Annotated in this window: 15 protein-coding genes; 4 read left to right on the plus strand and 11 right to left on the minus strand. The window is 73.2% G+C overall.

The window, feature by feature from the left end:
• Positions 1-11: 11 nt before the first annotated feature.
• Complete coding sequence (locus Sya03_RS29450; protein WP_203941716.1) at positions 12-1097, minus strand: baeRF10 domain-containing protein; 1086 nt, start codon at positions 1095-1097, stop codon at positions 12-14.
• On the minus strand, positions 1078-1281 hold the full coding sequence (locus Sya03_RS29455) for a hypothetical protein (RefSeq protein ID WP_203941717.1): 204 nt from the start codon (positions 1279-1281) through the stop codon (positions 1078-1080). The genes Sya03_RS29450 and Sya03_RS29455 overlap by 20 nt, the downstream gene beginning before the upstream one ends.
• Before the next feature lie 232 nt (positions 1282-1513).
• On the opposite strand from Sya03_RS29455, the gene Sya03_RS29460 reads away from it, so the two are divergent.
• Both Sya03_RS29460 and Sya03_RS29465 read left to right on the plus strand, forming a co-directional pair.
• Positions 1514-1885: a VOC family protein gene (locus Sya03_RS29460; RefSeq protein WP_203941718.1), complete on the plus strand. Its 372-nt coding sequence runs from the start codon at positions 1514-1516 to the stop codon at positions 1883-1885.
• A gap of 160 nt (positions 1886-2045) precedes the next feature.
• Positions 2046-2237: a DUF1918 domain-containing protein gene (locus Sya03_RS29465; RefSeq protein WP_203941719.1), complete on the plus strand. Its 192-nt coding sequence runs from the start codon at positions 2046-2048 to the stop codon at positions 2235-2237.
• Positions 2238-2311: 74 nt separating this feature from the next.
• Here Sya03_RS29465 and Sya03_RS29470 read toward each other — a convergent pair whose 3' ends face one another.
• The 4 genes from Sya03_RS29470 to Sya03_RS29485 form a co-directional block, all read right to left on the minus strand.
• Positions 2312-2584: a 2TM domain-containing protein gene (locus Sya03_RS29470; RefSeq protein ID WP_203941720.1), complete on the minus strand. Its 273-nt coding sequence runs from the start codon at positions 2582-2584 to the stop codon at positions 2312-2314.
• A 326-nt stretch (positions 2585-2910) separates the two neighbouring features.
• Positions 2911-3321 (minus strand): hypothetical protein, encoded by a 411-nt coding sequence (locus Sya03_RS29475; RefSeq protein WP_203941721.1) that lies wholly within the window; start codon positions 3319-3321, stop codon positions 2911-2913.
• Positions 3303-6518 carry a hypothetical protein gene (locus tag Sya03_RS29480; protein WP_203941722.1) on the minus strand — a complete coding sequence of 1072 codons (3216 nt, stop codon included), beginning with the start codon at positions 6516-6518 and terminating at the stop codon, positions 3303-3305. The genes Sya03_RS29475 and Sya03_RS29480 overlap by 19 nt, the downstream gene beginning before the upstream one ends.
• A 251-nt stretch (positions 6519-6769) precedes the next feature.
• Positions 6770-7567, minus strand: a complete 798-nt coding sequence (locus Sya03_RS29485; RefSeq protein WP_306891970.1) for an MmyB family transcriptional regulator — start codon at positions 7565-7567, stop codon at positions 6770-6772.
• Here Sya03_RS29485 and Sya03_RS29490 point away from each other — a divergent pair.
• Positions 7553-8497 (plus strand): hypothetical protein, encoded by a 945-nt coding sequence (locus Sya03_RS29490; RefSeq protein ID WP_203941723.1) that lies wholly within the window; start codon positions 7553-7555, stop codon positions 8495-8497. The genes Sya03_RS29485 and Sya03_RS29490 overlap by 15 nt on opposite strands.
• 52 nt (positions 8498-8549) lie before the next feature.
• Here the strand turns inward: Sya03_RS29490 and Sya03_RS29495 are convergent, their stop codons facing one another.
• On the minus strand, positions 8550-10802 hold the full coding sequence (locus tag Sya03_RS29495; RefSeq protein WP_203941724.1) for a glycoside hydrolase family 9 protein: 2253 nt from the start codon (positions 10800-10802) through the stop codon (positions 8550-8552).
• 245 nt (positions 10803-11047) lie between these two features.
• On the opposite strand from Sya03_RS29495, the gene Sya03_RS29500 reads away from it, so the two are divergent.
• Entirely contained in the window at positions 11048-12022 is a 975-nt protein-coding gene (locus tag Sya03_RS29500; RefSeq protein WP_203941725.1) for a glycoside hydrolase family 6 protein, read from the plus strand.
• Between the two features lie 281 nt (positions 12023-12303).
• Here Sya03_RS29500 and Sya03_RS29505 read toward each other — a convergent pair whose 3' ends face one another.
• Genes Sya03_RS29505 through Sya03_RS29520 form a run of 4 tightly spaced genes read right to left on the minus strand, consistent with a single transcriptional unit; the run spans position 12304 to position 16130 of the window.
• Positions 12304-13044, minus strand: a complete 741-nt coding sequence (locus Sya03_RS29505) for an urease accessory protein UreD (protein ID WP_203941726.1) — start codon at positions 13042-13044, stop codon at positions 12304-12306.
• On the minus strand, positions 13044-13757 hold the full coding sequence (ureG, locus tag Sya03_RS29510; RefSeq protein WP_306891973.1) for an urease accessory protein UreG: 714 nt from the start codon (positions 13755-13757) through the stop codon (positions 13044-13046). The genes Sya03_RS29505 and ureG overlap by 1 nt, the downstream gene beginning before the upstream one ends.
• A complete protein-coding gene (locus Sya03_RS29515; protein ID WP_203941728.1) occupies positions 13747-14427 on the minus strand; it encodes an urease accessory protein UreF in 681 nt (226 codons plus the stop codon). Before Sya03_RS29515 ends, ureG begins: the two co-directional genes overlap by 11 nt.
• The gene (locus tag Sya03_RS29520) at positions 14427-16130 is read right to left on the minus strand and encodes an urease subunit alpha (protein ID WP_203941729.1); all 1704 of its coding nucleotides are present in this window, start codon (positions 16128-16130) and stop codon (positions 14427-14429) included. The genes Sya03_RS29515 and Sya03_RS29520 overlap by 1 nt, the downstream gene beginning before the upstream one ends.
• Positions 16131-16164: the final 34 nt, after the last annotated feature.

Raw genomic sequence — 16164 nt, forward strand, 5'->3', positions numbered from 1 at the left:
CCTCGGACGGGTCACCACCGCAGCAGGGCCGCCACACCGCCCGCCGCCGCGAGCGCCGCGGCCGGCAGGACGGTCACCTCGCCGCCCTGCCGGTAGGTCTGCACGACGAGCCGGTGGGACAGGTCGGCGACGCCCAGCGCGGGCGACGGCGGCGTCTCGTGCGCGGGCCACAGGCGACCGTCGGCGGTGCGCCAGCCCGGCCAGCGCGTGGCGTCGTCCAGCAGCAGGTGCCGGACACGGCCGGCGGCGAGGGCCCCGGTCACGTCGGCGATGCCGTACGCGCCGGCGCCACCGGCCAGTGCGGCATCGCGTGCCTGGCCGGCCAGGGCGGCGTCCTCCCGGCGCCGGGCGTCGGTCAGCTCGCCGGCGACCAGCGCCGCGACGGCGTCGGCCGAGATCCCGTCGGCGGCGACGTGCGTGGCGCGCACCACCCCGGGGTCGGCGCCGCCGGGCAGTCCACCGGCCAGGGCCGCCACCAGCTCCGCGTCGCCGGTGACCACGAGGTGACGCCAGTGGCGCTCGGCCGCCGTCGTCGCGAGGTGCGCCCCGGCGCCGCGCAGGAAGTGGTGGACGTGCTCGGCGACGCGCCGCAGGCGCACGTCCTGCTGCACACCGTCGCGCAGCCCGTCGTACCGGCCCGGGGCGGTGTAGCGGGTGGTGCCGACGTCCCGGGCCAGGCCGAGCCGCACCTCCACGACCCGGATGCCGTGCGCCGCCACGGCCGCGATGCCGGCCGGGCGCCCGGCGCTGTGCGCCGCGACCAGCGGCCGCAGGTGCGCGATGTCGTCCACCGCGGCGGCCGTGGTCAGCGGGAGCTGGGTGAAGGCGACGAGCAGGCCGGGCCGGCTCAGCGGCGCGAAGACGGCGCGGCCCCGGCCCGGCAGCGCGGGGTCCAGCAGGCGGTCGAAGACCGGCCTGAGGTCCCGCACCCGCTCCCGTACCTCCGTCCGCCCCGTCAGGTCGCCCAGCTGCTGGTCCACGGCCAGCCGCGCGGCGTCCGCCGCGCCCGGCCGGACGGTCAGGTAGGCGGACAGGACGCCGAGGTCGTCGGACAGGGTCGCGACGGCCTGCGGCCGGTCAACGCGTCGCGTCGTCACGGCGGTGGCTCCTCCACTGTCGGATGTCGCCCACCGGCACGACGGAGCGGTACGCGCCCTGCACGACGGCGCCGTCCCGGTCACCGGCCAGGCCGGTCGTCCCGGCGGTCCGCGCCGCGACCGGCTCCCGGCCGAACCCCAGGGCCCGCGCCAGCACGACGCCGACGGCAGGGGCTCCGGCCACACCGGCGACCACGGTCCGGGGCGGTTCACCGGCCGTCCGTTGCCGGAAAAGGTGGGCCATGGCACACCTCCCACGCAGTGCCACACCGTCAGTCGACCGCGCCGATCGCGCCCGCGCCAGGGCCGATCGACCTGAGCCGGCGCCCGGCGCCGTAAGCCGGGCCGGAGGACCCTGGCGGACGGCGCCGCCGTGGACCAAGACTGGCCTCGAGGCGAAGACGGAGGTGAGCACCGTGGCACACACCGAGGCGCGGCCCGTGGTGCACTGGGAGATCGGCGGGCGGGACCTGACCACGCTGGGCGCGTTCTACCAGCAGGCATTCGGCTGGGCCATCGAGGACGCCGGCCCCCACTACCGCACGGTGCGGGCGGCCGACGGCGGTCTGGGCGGCGGCCTCATGCACGCTCACGACCAGATGCCGCCGTACGTGACGATCTACGTGCAGGTCGACGACCTGTCCGCGATGCTGCGGACGATCGGGGAGCTGGGCGGGACCACGCTGGTGCCGCCGACACCCATCAACGACCAGGCGTCGTTCGCCCTGTTCACGGACCCGGAGGGCAACGTGATCGGGCTGCTCCAGGCCGCCGGCCCGATCCGCTGAGCACCGCCGGCCGGCCGGCGGCCAGACGTGGGGCCGGGACTTTCGGCCCTGCCGTGGCCCCGGCGGGCAGCGGGACGCTGTGTCCGGACGCCCGCCGGCGGCCCCGGCCGGACCGGGAACGGCGGCGCGGCGGACGTCGGTCACACCCTGGGAGGTCACCATGCAGGCACAGGTAGGCGACCGGCTGGTCAGCAACGGACTGCATGTCGGCGACGTCAAGCGCGTCGGCGTCATCACCGCGCTGCGCCACCCGGACGGCACCCCACCGTACGAGGTCCGCTGGCTCGACAACGGACACACCGCGCTCGTCTTCCCCGGCCCGGAGTCGCACATCGAACCAGCTCCCGCCTGACAGCACAGCCGCGGCCAGGCACCAGGACCCGCGCACAGAGGCGCGGGTCCCACGGCGCGAGCCGGCCGGCAGCGCTAGTGCCGGGCCAGCCGAGCCATCTCCCGGGCAACCTGGTCCTCGGGCGGATCCGCCGGCGAGTAGACGTCCCAGATGTGGAACGCGAGCCCGATGCCCCAGCCGAACAGCGGGAACATCGGCCAGTAGAAACCGCCCGGGTTGGTGAGCAGCCAGATCCCGTTGAGGAACAGGTTCACCAGGACAAAGGCGAGCACGTGCGCCTGCAGGTCACGCTTCTTGCGCAACCGGGTGACGGCCACCTCCCGGAGATCGGCGGCAGGTGTGGTCATGACTCCTCCCTCCTCCACCCCGATTGTGCGGCGCACGGCACCGCCCCCGGCACGGCCGAAGGACCCCTGCGCGCCGCTGACCGCCCCCACCCGCACCCCCGCCGCCGGATCGGCCGGAGGGTCGACGGGCAGGACCTCTGGCGCGCGGCCGGCCTGCATGTGGCGCCGGCGAAAGACGCCAACGGCGCGAACCGGACACCGGTCATCGATGCGAACTGGATCGTCGTGTCCCAGGATCCGAAGGACAGCGACGACTGACCGGCCTCCCCGGCTCACGCCATCGGCTCGTGCGCGAGCGACGTCAGGACCCGTCCTGAGCGTCCTGGTCAGGTGCCCGCACCGGCCTGACGACCACCCGGGCGTTCGGACGCCCCGGTCCGCGGGCTGGGGAGGTTCACGACCTGGACCCGGCTGGTGGCCTGCACCCGGCCGTCGCGCAGGGCGAACACCACGACGACGAACCGGCCCTCGTCGCCGAAGGTCCACGGCGCCGATGTGGTGGATCCGGCCCAGGTGCCCAGCGGCCGCCCGGTGTCCTCGGCCCGGACCACCAGCTGATAGCTGGTGGCACCGGCGTAGCTGTTCCAGGTCACCGTGCCGGCGGGCCGGAGGCCGACGCCTGTCACCCACGCGTCCTCACCGCCGCCGCCGGGCGGGCAGCCGGCGAGCAGGGGGAGCAGCAGGGACGCGGCGACGCCGGTGCCGATGCGCCGGCGTGTCAGTGCGTGTCGAGCCATTGCTCCGCCCCCGATCCTTGCGCTCCGAGAACCCGCGCCAACACGTCCGCGGCGACGGCGGCGCGCGTCATGTCCTGCCGTTGGGCGGTGTCGGCGGTCTGCCACGCCGCCTCCGTCTGCTGCTGCCGGATGGTGGCGCCCTGCTGCGCGGCCACGGCGAGCCGGGCGACGGCGGCCGGGTCCAGGTCGGGCGCGGCCAGCAACGCGGCCAGAGCGGCGTCGACGTCACCGGCGGCCAGGCCGCGTTCGGCGACCCTGACCGGGCTGGCTTCCTCCTGTGCCCGCTGGACCGCCGCGACGGCCAGGTCGAGCTTGGTCACGGTGGCGTCGACGACGGGCACCGATTCGCGCACGTCGCCGGCGGCGGCCGCGGCGTAGTAGCTGTCCAGCACGGTACGCACCGCGGCGGACCGGGCCGAGGCCTCGGACACCAGGCCGGCCACCCGGTACGTGGTGTCCTCCGGCGCCGCCGGCGTGGTCAGCACTGCGGAGAACTGATGCACGCCGGTCTCCGTGTACAACTGGTTGCTGCCGGTGATCACACTGGCCAGCAGGTCGCTGCTGCCGAGGGTCCGCGGGAGCCCGACCGTGCCGTACTCGCGGACCAGCGCGGAGATGCTGGACAGCCGCGCCGTGGTGTCGGCCAGCGTGCCGTGGCGCATGGCGGCCGCCACCGCCTGATGAGCCTCGGCGCGCATCGCGGCGAGCTCGGCCTGCACCGCGGCGTTCAACGGAGCCATGCGCTTCCTCATCTCGTCGCCGAAGATCAACGTGGAGAGGATCGCTCCGCTCCCCCAGGCGGTCCTGAGCTTCGACCACGGAACCCGCTCCAGGAACACCACCGGTGGCGTGAGGAGGACGTGGTCCGGTTGCAGCGACCACTGATCCAGGCCCGCCACCTGGGGTTCTCCGAGCTGCCTGTAGTCCAGGTGGTAGCTGTTCCACTCCCGCTCGCCGACGCGTTCGTGCACGATCGCCCCGGGGTAGCCGCGTGCGGTGACGGCGTACCGGGGGAACGGGTCGGACGGCGAGCGGGGCTGCGGGGTGCTGGTGTACGTCAGCTCCTCCCACACCGGCTCCAGGCGCACGTTCGCGTTCCCCAGCAACCGGTTGGCGGGGTTCCGGTGCTGCAGCACGTGCGCCAGCTGGACGACAGGGCTGTAGAAGTCCGCCGGCACCGGCTTGGCGATCTCGTAGGTGCTGTTGTGGACCGGGATCGTCCTCGACGAGGGCAGCAGGGCGCGCGGCACCTGGGGCAGCGGTGTGAACAGCCACAGCTGCTCCTTCGGCATCGTCGGCACCGGCGCGGAGTGCGCCGCGACGACCTCCTGCGCGCCGGTGGAGAGGGCGGTCAGCTCCTGGTCGTAGCGGTCCAGCAGCGCGGTGAGGAGAACCCTCCCCGCGGGCCCCGACAGGGACGTCACCGTGGCGTTGAGGCCGGTGCCGACCGCGGCGAGGGCTGCGGCCCGGTCGGCGAGCCCCGGGGCACGGGCCGCGTACCCGGGCCAGGCGCGCACCAGGTCCGCCCAGGCCTGCGCCGCCAACGCCCAGCTGACCGGGTTCGCCGCGGGCCGCCCGGCCAGGGCCGGCACCCCCAGCAGACGCGGGATGTCCTCGGCCAGATACCGGATGTTCGCACCCGCCGGGAACCGGGCCAGCTCCGCCTCGACCGCCGCCAGCGCGGCGTCCCGATCGGGCGGGGTCGAAGCCGCGCCGCCGTCCGGGCCGCGCACCGCGGGCGAGGTCGTCGCCTGGTCCGTCGCCGCGGTGAAGAGGCGGCTCTCGATGTCTACGAACCTCTCATAGCTGAATGCGCTCTGTCCGACCGTGCTGGTGGCCCGGTCCAGGTCCCGGACGACGTCGGCGCGCTGCACCGCGACCGCGGTCTCGTACACGCCCCGCTCCACCTGGTTGATCCGGTCCGCCAACGCCAGGACCCGGTCGTGGATCGCGGTGACCCCCGCGCCGACCTGACCCACGGCGTTGAGCAGGGCGGTGAATCCGTTGAGCATGTCGTCCTGGATGTCGCCGAGCTTCGCGTCGATCTGATCCAGCCGGCCGTCCATCTCCTCGCGGAACTGTCGCAGCTCGTCGCGCAGGGCGGTGAGGGCGCCGAGCACCGGGTCGCCCTGGGTGAGGCCGGTGATGACGGTGACCACCGACATCACGGCGCTGAACACGTCGGCGGTCAGCCGCACACCGGACATCAGCCGGGCACCCGCGGTCTGCTGATGGATCTTGTCCAGCAGGTCCAGGGACCTGCTGGCGTCCCGGAACGTCCCTATCGCCTCGACGACGCGGATCACCGCGGTGCCGCTGGTCTGCAGGACCTGGCCGATCTCCGGCTTCGCCAGGCCGACGATCGACGCGAGGAGACCCACGGCGGCCGCGGCGCCCTGCACCCGGGCCTGATACTCCACCGCCTCCGCCGCCTCGATCTGCCGCTTGAGATCCGCGTTGGTCATGTAGGCGAGCAGCGCATCCTGCTTGTCGCTGATCGACCTGGTGTCTGTGCGGATCTGCCCGGCCACGGTGACCAGATCGGAGAGCCGCCCGCCGACCTCGGCGGCGTACCGGTCAAGGTTCGCCTTGATCTCCGCGACGTCGCCCTTGAGCAAGCCGAGCTGGTCGAGCTGACGCAGCAACGGACTGCCGGCAATCAACGTCGGCAGGTCCGCGCGCAGGCTCGGCAGTTCGGCCATCGCACGCTCGGCGGCTTCCAGCAGGGCCGGGTCGTCGCCGGCGAGTGCGTGGAGCAGAGCGAAGCTGTCACCGGAGCCGTTGACGATGCCGGTGCGGTCGACGGTTGCAGCGACGGAGTCGGCAGCGACCCGGTCCCGCAGGGCGGCGTCGGCCATCGCGGCCGGCTCATCGTAGAGCCGCAGGTACTCCTCGCCGACCTTCTTCAGCACCTGCAGGGCGGCGGCTCTGCCGGGCAGCGGTATCTCGTCGACGACCGCGGTCAGCAGGTGGACGACCTCGTACCGGTCGCGGATCCGCTCCGCCGTCGGGCTGCTCGACACCTTCCTCCAGGCGCTGTCGAACTCCAGCGTCGCCGTGTACAACTCGTGCGGCCCCGCCGCCGGATGGCTCTGCCGGTACCCGAGCAGGTACATGGTCTTCAGCTCGACGCGTTCCCGGTCGCGCCAATTCGGCAGCGCCTCGACCGCGGCGGCCTGATAGGAAAGGGCTGTCAACGCCGCCTGGTTCCCACCGCCACCCCCGGCACGAAGAGCACGAGGATTGGCGAAGGGCTGGAGGAGAACCACCAGGACGAGGGACAGCGCTGTCACGAAACCGATGAGCAGACGCCGCTTCCGCCCGGTCATGCCGCACACCTCCCGGCAACGCATCACCTATCACCATGCTGGTTCCGGGACGCTCCTCACAGGGCCCAAAGCCCTCGGCCGTGGACCGACAGGGCCACTGCCGCGGTTCGGCAGAAAGATCACGCACCCGGGTCGACTCGCCGGGCCGTCGGTCGCATTCGGCTGTGGACCGAACACGGCGCGCTCAGCGCAGCGATGCGGGACGCCCGGACGTCCGAAGTGGCCCGGACCGGCGACCGGCGTACACAGGACGGACGCGTGCCGCGCGGGAGTCCACTCGCGAGTGACGGAGGTGTCGACGCCCGTACCGGCGAAGGGGTCATCAGCCGTGACCGCCGTCGGGCCCTCGGTGCCGGTGTTTCGCGGTCCGTGGTGAACCGGCCGACCCGCGGGTGCCCGAACGTCTTGCGGTCGCTGCGGTGCACCGCGACCTCGTGTTCCGCCCACCGGCGCGCGAAGTCGGCGCCGGCGGCGCGCAGCGTCACGATCAGGCCCGGTGACCTCCAAGCCGCCCACCCGCCGGCCGGCCACGGCGCGGGCGGTGTCTTCCCCCGGCGCCAGGTCCAGCGGCGGTTCCCCCGGCCCGGCGACTGGAACGCCGCCGGCCGAGGAGGGCACTTCCCGATGCTGGAGGTGCCGCCCATCTTCGTGACCGAGCGTCGCCATTCCCTGGGCGTCGTCGAGCGGATCTGGTCAGCGGCGGGCAGCAGGAACCGGCTGACAAGCTGGGCTGAGACCTTGAGCGACCGTGCACCCGAGTACAGCGCGCCCCACTGAGCACTGCGGCCACCGGCCCTCCCCCATTCGGGCCCGCGGTCGGCTGGCTCGGGGGACGCCAACTCGTTCGACCACCCCCTACCGTCGACCAGCACGCGGACGACGGAGCCGGCGGAGGGACGATCATGCCTGGTGATCATGAACCTGTACTGATCGACGACCCGGCCTCCGCGCCCGAACCCGAGCGGGACACGACCCGGCCCGCCTGGCTGCTCCCGGTCGGCGCGGCGGCCGCCACGCTCGCGGTCGGGGCGGCGCTGGGACTCACCACCCACCGGACACCTTCGGAGCCGGCACCGGCCCCGGCGACCGCCGCGGCACGACCGGGAATCCCGCCCACCGGACCGGCCGGGCTGATCGTCAGGGACGGTGATCTCGTCGAGGCGAGCGGCCCGGTCGACGACGAGGTCATGTGCTCGCCGGGCCCGGTCCCGGCCATCATCGACCCGCCCTGCACCCCGGGCATCCGGGTGCCGGGCATCAAACCGACGAGGGGCGCGACCCTGCGCGGCCGGTGGCACCCGAACGGGCTGTCCGACATTCAGCGAATGCCCTACTCGCCTCCGTCGACCGGCCTGCTCGGGGAGTACACCCTGCCGGACACCCCGCCGTGCGCGGCGCCGGCCGGTGGCTGGTCGCAGAGCGAGGACTGGCTGCACAAGGGCCTCGACGGACCGGTCGACGACTACCTGAGCGCCCACGCCGACCAGTTCGCCGAACCGTTCGCGACGCACGTCGGCAACGCCCGCATCCAGGTGGTCAGGGTGGTACGCGGCGACGTGGACCAGGCCCGGAAGGCGCTGACCGCCATCTACACCGAGAACCTCTGCGTGGTCGCCGCGCCCGGCGGGCACAGCATCGCCGCGGAGGCGAGGCTGCAGGCCACGACGGGCGAAGCGGTGGGGGCACTGATGGCCGACCGCGCGTCGGGCATCTACACGACCAGCCCGGAGAACGGCAGGATACGGGTGAACATGGTCCAGCTGACGCAGCCGCTGTACGACAAGCTCGCCGCGATCGGACTCGACGACCTGATCATCGACCCGTGGATCCGACCGGCCGCCCTGTAGCAGTCTGCCGCCTGGTCCGCGGCGGCCGGTTCCCGGCCTGCCACGCCGTCGGTCAGCCGCGCCCGTCGTCCTGGTCGGCCACGAACGACGCCACGGAGGCGAGCGAGGCGTTCCAGTTGATGGTCAACTCGTTCGTCGACCAGGACTGGATGTCGTCCAGGTAGCAGAACTGCGCCACGCACCCGGCGAGTCTCTCCTGTGCCACCGGATCCTGGATGTTGGAGTTGGGCCCGCCGGCCAGCGTCCCGTTCGGCGGGTGGGGCAGCGTCATGTCCAGCTGGTTGGCGTACCAACGGCTGTGCTGGTTCTTGGCGAAGAGCTCGCCGTAGCCGGTGACGTACGACTGGTTCAGGGCGTTGCGGCCGAGGATGTAGTCCATCGCTTGGATAGCGCCCGTGCGGTGCCGTTCCTGGCGTCCGATCTCGAAGGCGGCGGCGAGGACCACGGCGTTGTTGAGGATGGCCGAGTTGGAGCCCCATTCCCACACGTTGCCGGCCGGGGCGTACGGCACTCCGTACGGATGGTGCGACTGCGTGGCCAGGTAGCGGTCGGCGGCCGTGAGCACGGAGGCACGGATGCGGCCGCGATCGGGCAGTCCGTTCGGCACCAGGGCGAGGTCGAGGCGGGCCAGTGCGGCGACGTCGCGCCAGAAGAAGCCGCCCGGCTCGAACACGTCGGCGCGGTGCAGCGGCGACGCCAGCAGGTAGGTGCGGAACTGCCGCTCGCCGGTGGTCAGGTACAGCTGCGCGGCCGCCCAGTAGAACTCGTCCGAGACCTCCGTGTCGTCGTACGGGCCGCCGCCCACGGACTCGGCCGGGGCGTAGGCCGCCGGATGGGCCAGCGCGGCGGCCCACGCCGCTCGGGCCGCGGCCAGGTTGCGCCGGGCGAACGTCCGGTCGTGGCGCTGGAAGACGCGGGCCGCCTGAGCGGCCGTCGCGGCCAGGTTCAGAGTGGCGGCCGTCGACGGGGGGTAGAGCTGGCGTGGCTGCGGGTCCTGGTGGGGCATCAGCGGCAAGCCGGTCCACGCGACGTCGTGCACCTTGTGGTGCGCCATCCCGGCGAGCGGCTGCCCGGCCGGGACCTGCATCTTCAGCATCCATTCCTGCTGCCAGCGGGCCTCGTCGAGCACGTCCGGCACCCCGTTGCCGCTCTCCGGCAGGGCGAGGTTACGGTCGCCGAGCCGGCGCGGCTCGCCGGTGCGGGACAGCGTCGTGCGTTCCCACAGGTTCATCAGCTGGTACGCGGAGATGCCGCCGTTCACGACGTACTTGCCGTGGTCGCCGGCGTCGTACCAACCGCCCGTGACATCCAACGTGTAGGCGCAGGCACCGGGGGCACAACCCACGGCCCGGTCGCCTCTGTTCGGCGCGACGTCGACGTGCCCGGCGGGCCGGCCGTAGCCGGGCCGCAGGTCCTCCCGGATGGCTACGCCGCTGCGCTGGGTGTAGTAGAACTTCAGCGCGTCGACGCGCAGCCTCTCGTAGGCGGCGCTGCTGATGTCGAAGGGGTGACTGGTCTCGCCGTCGACGACCAGCGTGTACCCGGCCCCCTTGGCGACGTACCGGGTGAAGTCGACCGAGTGGACGTTCTGACCGGACGACTGGTCGACACCGCGGGGACGCGTACGCCCGGTCGCGACGGCGACGCCCCGCGCGTTGTTCAGCCGCCACGGCAGCGCGGTGACCGCCGTGGTGACCACGGTCGCGTTCTTCGGCCCGTGGGGCAGGTAGGCGACCTGGTTGACCCGGACTCGCGGGCCGGTGTCGGGTTGGTGGATGTCGGGGCCGACGCCGCGCAGCAACGACACGTCGTCGAGGCAGAACGTCCACGCCTCGGCCGCACCACCGAGCTGGAACTGCACCTGCGCCGCGGGGAGGTCGACCGTCGACGTGAACGTGTGCCGGACGTCGACCGGTGTGGCGCCCAGTTGCGGCCGCACTTCGACGTACGGGGTGAACGGGTCGACCGGCAGCTGCACCAGGACGCGCGGCTGGCGCGCGGCGTCCGCCGACGCGGAGAACGTCAGCCGGTACCGCTCACCGGCGACCAGGGGAACGGCATCCAGTCCGACGATGGCGTCGTAGCTGGCCACCGTGCCGGCCGGAACCTCGGCACAGAGACGACCGTCGACGCCGGTGACGCGCACGTTGGGGGTGGACCACCACGGCGCGGTGCCGTCGTCGAACGTGCCGTTGGCGATCAGCTCGACCTCGTCGGCGTGGGCCGCAGAGGACACCACGCCGCCTGACGCCGCCACGGCCAGGACGACGACGCATCCCAGCACGGCGTTCCGGCGCCGTTTCATCGGGCCACGCCCCTTCCGTTCTCCTCGGGTCGCACTTCGGGACCCGGCGGTAGCACTTTCGCTTGAGGTGACAGGGCAAACCACACGTCCTCAGCCGACGGTGTGGGAGCGTTCCCATCGTTCGACATCAGTTCGTCATCCGTCAATACCGTCGGCAGATATATCGAGATTGTTGCCAGCGCTGTGGCAGGCGTGTTACAAACAGCGACCGCACGTCCTCAGCCAGCCACTGCTCGGAGGTTGCCGTGCGCCATGCCCCCGTCGCCCTGCGTTGTGCTCTTGCCGTCGTCCTCGCCGGCGCCGCCGTCGGCGCCGGCGCGTCGCCCGCCCTGGCCGCAGGCGATCCGCTCGCCCTGACCAACGGTTTCTACGTCGACCCGAACACGTCCGCCGCCACCTGGGTGGCGAGCCACCGGGCGGACGGGCGCGCCGCGAGCATCAAGACCTCCATCGCCGACCGGCCGATGGCCCGGTGGTTCGGCAACTGGTCCGGCGACATCGGCCAGGCCGTGGGCGCCTTCGTGGGCGCCGCGGACCAGGCCGACCGCCTACCGGTGCTCGTCGCCTACAACCTGCCCGGGCGGGACGCCTGCGGCGGCCACTCCGCCGGCGGGGCCGGCTCCCCCGCGGCCTACTACACGTGGATCTCCGCGTTCGCCGACGCGATCAAGGATCGGCCGGCGATCGTCATCGTCGAACCGGACGCCCTGGGGGACTTCGCCTGCATGGACGCGGCGGCCATCTCGACCCGCAACGACCTGCTCCGGTTCGCGAGCACCCAGTTCCGCGACCGGTCGCCCAACACCTGGGCCTACCTGGACGCCGGCAACGCCGGCTGGGTCGCCGCGAACGTCATGGCCGGCCGCCTGCACGCCGCCGGCCTGGCCAATGTGCGAGGGTTCTCCGTCAACGTCTCGAACTACTACACCACCGGCCAATCGGCGACCTACGGCTCCTCGGTCAACGCCGCACTGTCCCGACACGGTTACCAGCGCTCCTACGTCATCGACACCAGCCGCAACGGCAACGGCAGCAACGGTCAATGGTGCAACCCGGCCGGTCGGCGGATCGGCACACCGCCGCAGAAGGGCGGCGGTGCGGAGCTGCTGCTCTGGATCAAGGCGCCCGGAGAATCAGATGGCGCCTGCGGCACCGCCCCGGGCAGCCCCGCCGGCTCCTTCGACCCCCAGTTGGCGTACAACCTGATCTACGGCTACTGAGATGACGAGCATCCGCTCCCGTATTGCGCGTTCGGTGGCTCCGTAGGGCATCGCGGTACCGTCCTCCCCCACCGAGGAACACGCCATCAGGGGCCGGCCGCCGCCGGGCGAGCAACGTCACGGTCGCGCAGCTGGACCTGCAGATGCGCGCCGGCGTCGAGGTGTGGAAGTCGGCGCCGGCAGCGCTTCCCGCCCAGGAGGGCTGGGCTGCCGCCGGCCGCGTACGCCCTCATCGCTCCTCAGCCTGCCCGGCCGAGTGACGGTGTCCATCCCGCTGCGCCTCAGGTGTCGGCCAGGGCCGGCAGAGCCGCGTCCAGGTAGTCGCGCAGCCGCTGGCTGGTGTCGGCGGTGGCGGTGATCAGTGCGGCCGGTCCGGCGAGCGGCATCCAGACGGCCGTCGGACCCAGCAGTCGCGGTGCGACCGGCGGTTCGTGCGGTGCCACCCGCAGCAGGGAACCGGTGGCCCGGGCACCACCGAGCACGCCCGGCCCGGACCACCCGTCGGCGCCGGGACCGATCTCCAGTGTCTGGTGCAGCAGGGCGCGGCCGGCGTACCGCACCCGGGTGGAGACGGTCAGGTCGCCGGGCTGTTCGCCGTGGCGGCCGCAGATCAGCTCGTCACGCCAGACCAGCGACGCGCCCTGCTCCAGGTCGACGGTGGCGAGCGCAGCATGGTGGCAGGCGGCCGCCGCGACCGTGGGTTCCGGCAGCCAGTGCAGGACTCCGCCGGCGGCGACGGTGACCGACACCGTGTACTGGGAGCGCTCGCCGCGGCGGCCGGGCAGGGCGATGGAGGCGGCGACCGTGCGCAGGCACAGCGCCGCCCCCGGGCCGACCGCGACGTCGAGGCGCAGGTCGTCGCCGCCGAGCGGCCCGGCGGCGCCGCCGACCAGGTGGACCGTGACCGTCCCGCCCGTCGCGCCGGTCTGCCGCAGCAGCAGGGGGCTCTCGGCCCGCAGCCGGCTCAGCCGGGTACCCCCGCGACCGTCGGCCTCGGCGCTGAGCCGGGCGTGCGCCCGCATCAGCCGACCGTGACCTGTCCGGGACGGCGGTGGCCGACGAGGTGGCGGATCCAGTCGGCGACCGGCTGCGCCTGCCTGTCCTCGGCTATCGACAGGAAGATCGTGGGCAGTGTTCCCCGGCGGGCGCGCGCGTCGCGGTCCATCACCGACAGGTCCGCGCCGACCATCGGGGCCAGGTCGGTCTTGTTGATGACCAGCAGGTCGGCGGTGGTGACGCCGGGGCCGCCCTTGCGCGGTACCTTGTCGCCGCCCGCGACGTCGACCACGAAGATCTGGTAGTCGATCAGGCCCTTGCTAAAGGTGGCGGTGAGGTTGTCCCCGCCGCTCTCCACGAGCATCAGATCGAGCGGCCCGAGGGCGTCCTCGAGGTCCTCGATGGCGTCCAGGTTGGCGGAGATGTCGTCGCGGATCGCGGTGTGCGGGCAACAGCCCGTCTCGACCGCGCGGATGCGTTCCGGCGCGAGCACGCCGTTGCGCTTGAGAAAGTCGGCGTCCTCGGTGGTGTAGATGTCGTTGGTGACGACGGCCAGGCGCAGTTCGTCGCCGAGCGCCCGGCACAGGGCCGCGACGAGGGCGGTCTTGCCCGACCCGACCGGGCCGCCGATGCCGACCCGCAACGCCCGGCCGCCGTCGGCGAGCGGGGCGTGCGGGTCGACGGACGGGTCGGGGTGGCTGTGCGGAACGGTCTCGTCGTGCGGAGTCTCAGGACGCAAAGAGACGCACCTCCCAGGTGGCGTGGTTTTCGGCATGGATGTCGGCCAGCGGTGCGGTGTGCGCGGGCAGGTCGGCCGGCGGCAAGGCGGCGTCGGCGACCGCGGCCCGGGCGACGGCGTCGCAGGCGCCCGCCAGGCGGGCGAGCAGGGCCTGGGTGCCGTACGGGTCGAGGCCGAGCAGCCGGACCGCGGCGCTGGCCGGGCCGGTCAGCACCCCGTACGCGCCGATCAGCGCCGCGTCGGCCGGCGACAGGCCGGCGGCGGCCGCGGTGAGACCGAGCGCGACCGGGTGGTGGTAGCCGTCGGGGTGTGCCGGGACCCGGTTGAGCAGCGGCGCCGGCCAGGTGGCCCGGCCCGCGCGCAGCAGCGCCCGGCCCTGGCGGCGTGACGCCCGCCGCAGCGCCGGGGAGGCGGTACGGGCGTCGAGCTCCTCGTCGAGCAGGGTGACCGTCGCCGCCGGCTCCGGCTCGTCGGCGGCCACCCGCCGGGTCGCGGCGGCGAACGCGGCGGCGACCCGGCCCGCGGTGGCGAGCCGGCCCCGCAGGAACGTCTCCAGCTCCGGCAGCCCGTTGACCTGTCCGGCGGCCACGGCCGCCTCCAGCCCGGCCGAATGCGCGTGCCCGCCGGACGGGAAGCGGCCGTCGGCGAGCAGCAGAGCGGTGGTGTCCATCAGAAGAGGAAGTACCGCTGCGCCATGGGCAGTTCGGTGACCGCGTCCGGGTCCACGACCTCGCCGTCGATGCGGACGGTGAACGTGTCCGGGTCGACCTCGATGCGGGGCATCGCGTTGTTCTCCGGCAGGTCCGCCTTCCCCCGGGAACGCACGTCGGAGACCGCCACGAGCCGGCGCCGCACGTCGAGCCGCAGGCCGGCCTCGATCGCGGCGGGCGCCACGAACGCGACACTGGTGGCGGCGGCCGCGTTGCCGTACGCGCCGAACATCGGGCGGGGCAGGACCGGCTGCGGGGTCGGGATGGAGGCGTTCGCGTCGCCCATCTGGCCCCAGGCGATCATCCCGCCCTTGATCACCACCTGCGGCCGGACGCCGAAGAACGCCGGGTCCCACAGCACCAGGTCGGCGAGCTTGCCGGGCTCGACGGAACCCACCTCGGACTCCAGGCCGTTGGCCATCGCCGCGCAGATCGTGTACTTGGCGACGTAGCGGCGGGCCCGGTGGTTGTCGGCAGCGCCGTCTTCGGCGAGGGCGCCGACACGGGCCTTCATCACGTGGGCCGTCTGCCAGGTGCGCATCACGATCTCGCCGATGCGGCCCATCGCCTGCGAGTCCGACCCGATGATGGAGATGGCCCCCAGGTCGTGGAGCAGGTCCTCGGCGGCCATCGTGGACGGCCGGATCCGGCTCTCCGCGAACGCGAGGTCCTCCGGTACCGCCGGATTGAGGTGGTGGCAGACCATCAGCATGTCGAGGTGCTCGGCCAGCGTGTTCTGCGTGTACGGCCGGGTCGGGTTGGTCGATGACGGCAGCACGTTGGGCTCGCTCGCCACCGTGATGATGTCGGGCGCGTGGCCACCGCCGGCGCCCTCGGTGTGGTACGAGTGGATCGCCCGCCCGGCGATGGCGCGCAGGGTGTCCTGGACGAACCCCGCCTCGTTCAGCGTGTCGGTGTGGATGGACACCTGCACACCGGAGGCGTCGGCCACCCGCAGGCAGGTATCGATCGCGGCGGGCGTCGTACCCCAGTCCTCGTGCAGTTTGAAGCCGCCCGCGCCGCCGCGCAGCTGCTCCCACAACGCCTCTTCCGAGACGGTGTTGCCCTTGCCGAGCAGCAGCACGTTGACCGGGAACGTGTCCATCGCCTCGTGCATCCGGGCGAGGTGCCAGGCGTTGGCGGTGACGGTGGTGGCCTTGCTGCTCTCGGCCGGTCCGACGCCGCCGCCGACGAGGGTGGTCACTCCCCCGGTCAGCGCCTCCGCGACGATCTGCGGGCAGATGAAGTGCACGTGGGTGTCGATCGCGCCCGCGGTGAGGATCTTGCCGTTGCCGGCGATCACCTCGGTGCCCGGGCCGATCACCAGATCCGGGTGGACGCCGTCCATCGTGTCCGGGTTGCCGGCCTTGCCGATGGCGACGATACGGCCGTCGCGGATGCCGACGTCCGCCTTGACGATGCCCCAGTGGTCGAGGATCACCGCGCCGGTGATCACCGTGTCCGGGGTGCCCTGCGCCCGAGTCGCCCGGGACTGCCCCATCGACTCCCGGATCACCTTGCCCCCACCGAAGACCGCCTCGTCACCGCCCGCGCAGTGGTCGGCCTCGATCTCGATCAGCAGGTTGGTGTCGGCCAGCCGGATCCTGTCGCCGGTGGTCGGGCCGTACAGCGCGGCGTAGCGCGCCCGGTCCACGGTGCTCACGGTGCCACCTTCCATCGCCGACTGCGGGCCTCGC

It is taken from the genome of Spirilliplanes yamanashiensis (assembly GCF_016863475.1).
GTDB classification, from domain to species: Bacteria; Actinomycetota; Actinomycetes; order Mycobacteriales; family Micromonosporaceae; genus Spirilliplanes; species Spirilliplanes yamanashiensis.

Coding starts and splice junctions, on each gene's coding strand:
- Sya03_RS29465 (WP_203941719.1), top strand. CDS start 2,046: ATGCAGGCACAGGTAGGCGACCGGCTGGTCAGCAACGGACTGCATGTC.
- Sya03_RS29470 (WP_203941720.1), bottom strand. CDS start 2,584: ATGACCACACCTGCCGCCGATCTCCGGGAGGTGGCCGTCACCCGGTTG.
- Sya03_RS29475 (WP_203941721.1), bottom strand. CDS start 3,321: ATGGCTCGACACGCACTGACACGCCGGCGCATCGGCACCGGCGTCGCC.
- Sya03_RS29490 (WP_203941723.1), top strand. CDS start 7,553: ATGCCTGGTGATCATGAACCTGTACTGATCGACGACCCGGCCTCCGCG.
- Sya03_RS29485 (WP_306891970.1), bottom strand. CDS start 7,567: ATGATCACCAGGCATGATCGTCCCTCCGCCGGCTCCGTCGTCCGCGTG.
- Sya03_RS29495 (WP_203941724.1), bottom strand. CDS start 10,802: ATGAAACGGCGCCGGAACGCCGTGCTGGGATGCGTCGTCGTCCTGGCC.
- Sya03_RS29505 (WP_203941726.1), bottom strand. CDS start 13,044: ATGCGGGCGCACGCCCGGCTCAGCGCCGAGGCCGACGGTCGCGGGGGT.
- Sya03_RS29515 (WP_203941728.1), bottom strand. CDS start 14,427: ATGGACACCACCGCTCTGCTGCTCGCCGACGGCCGCTTCCCGTCCGGC.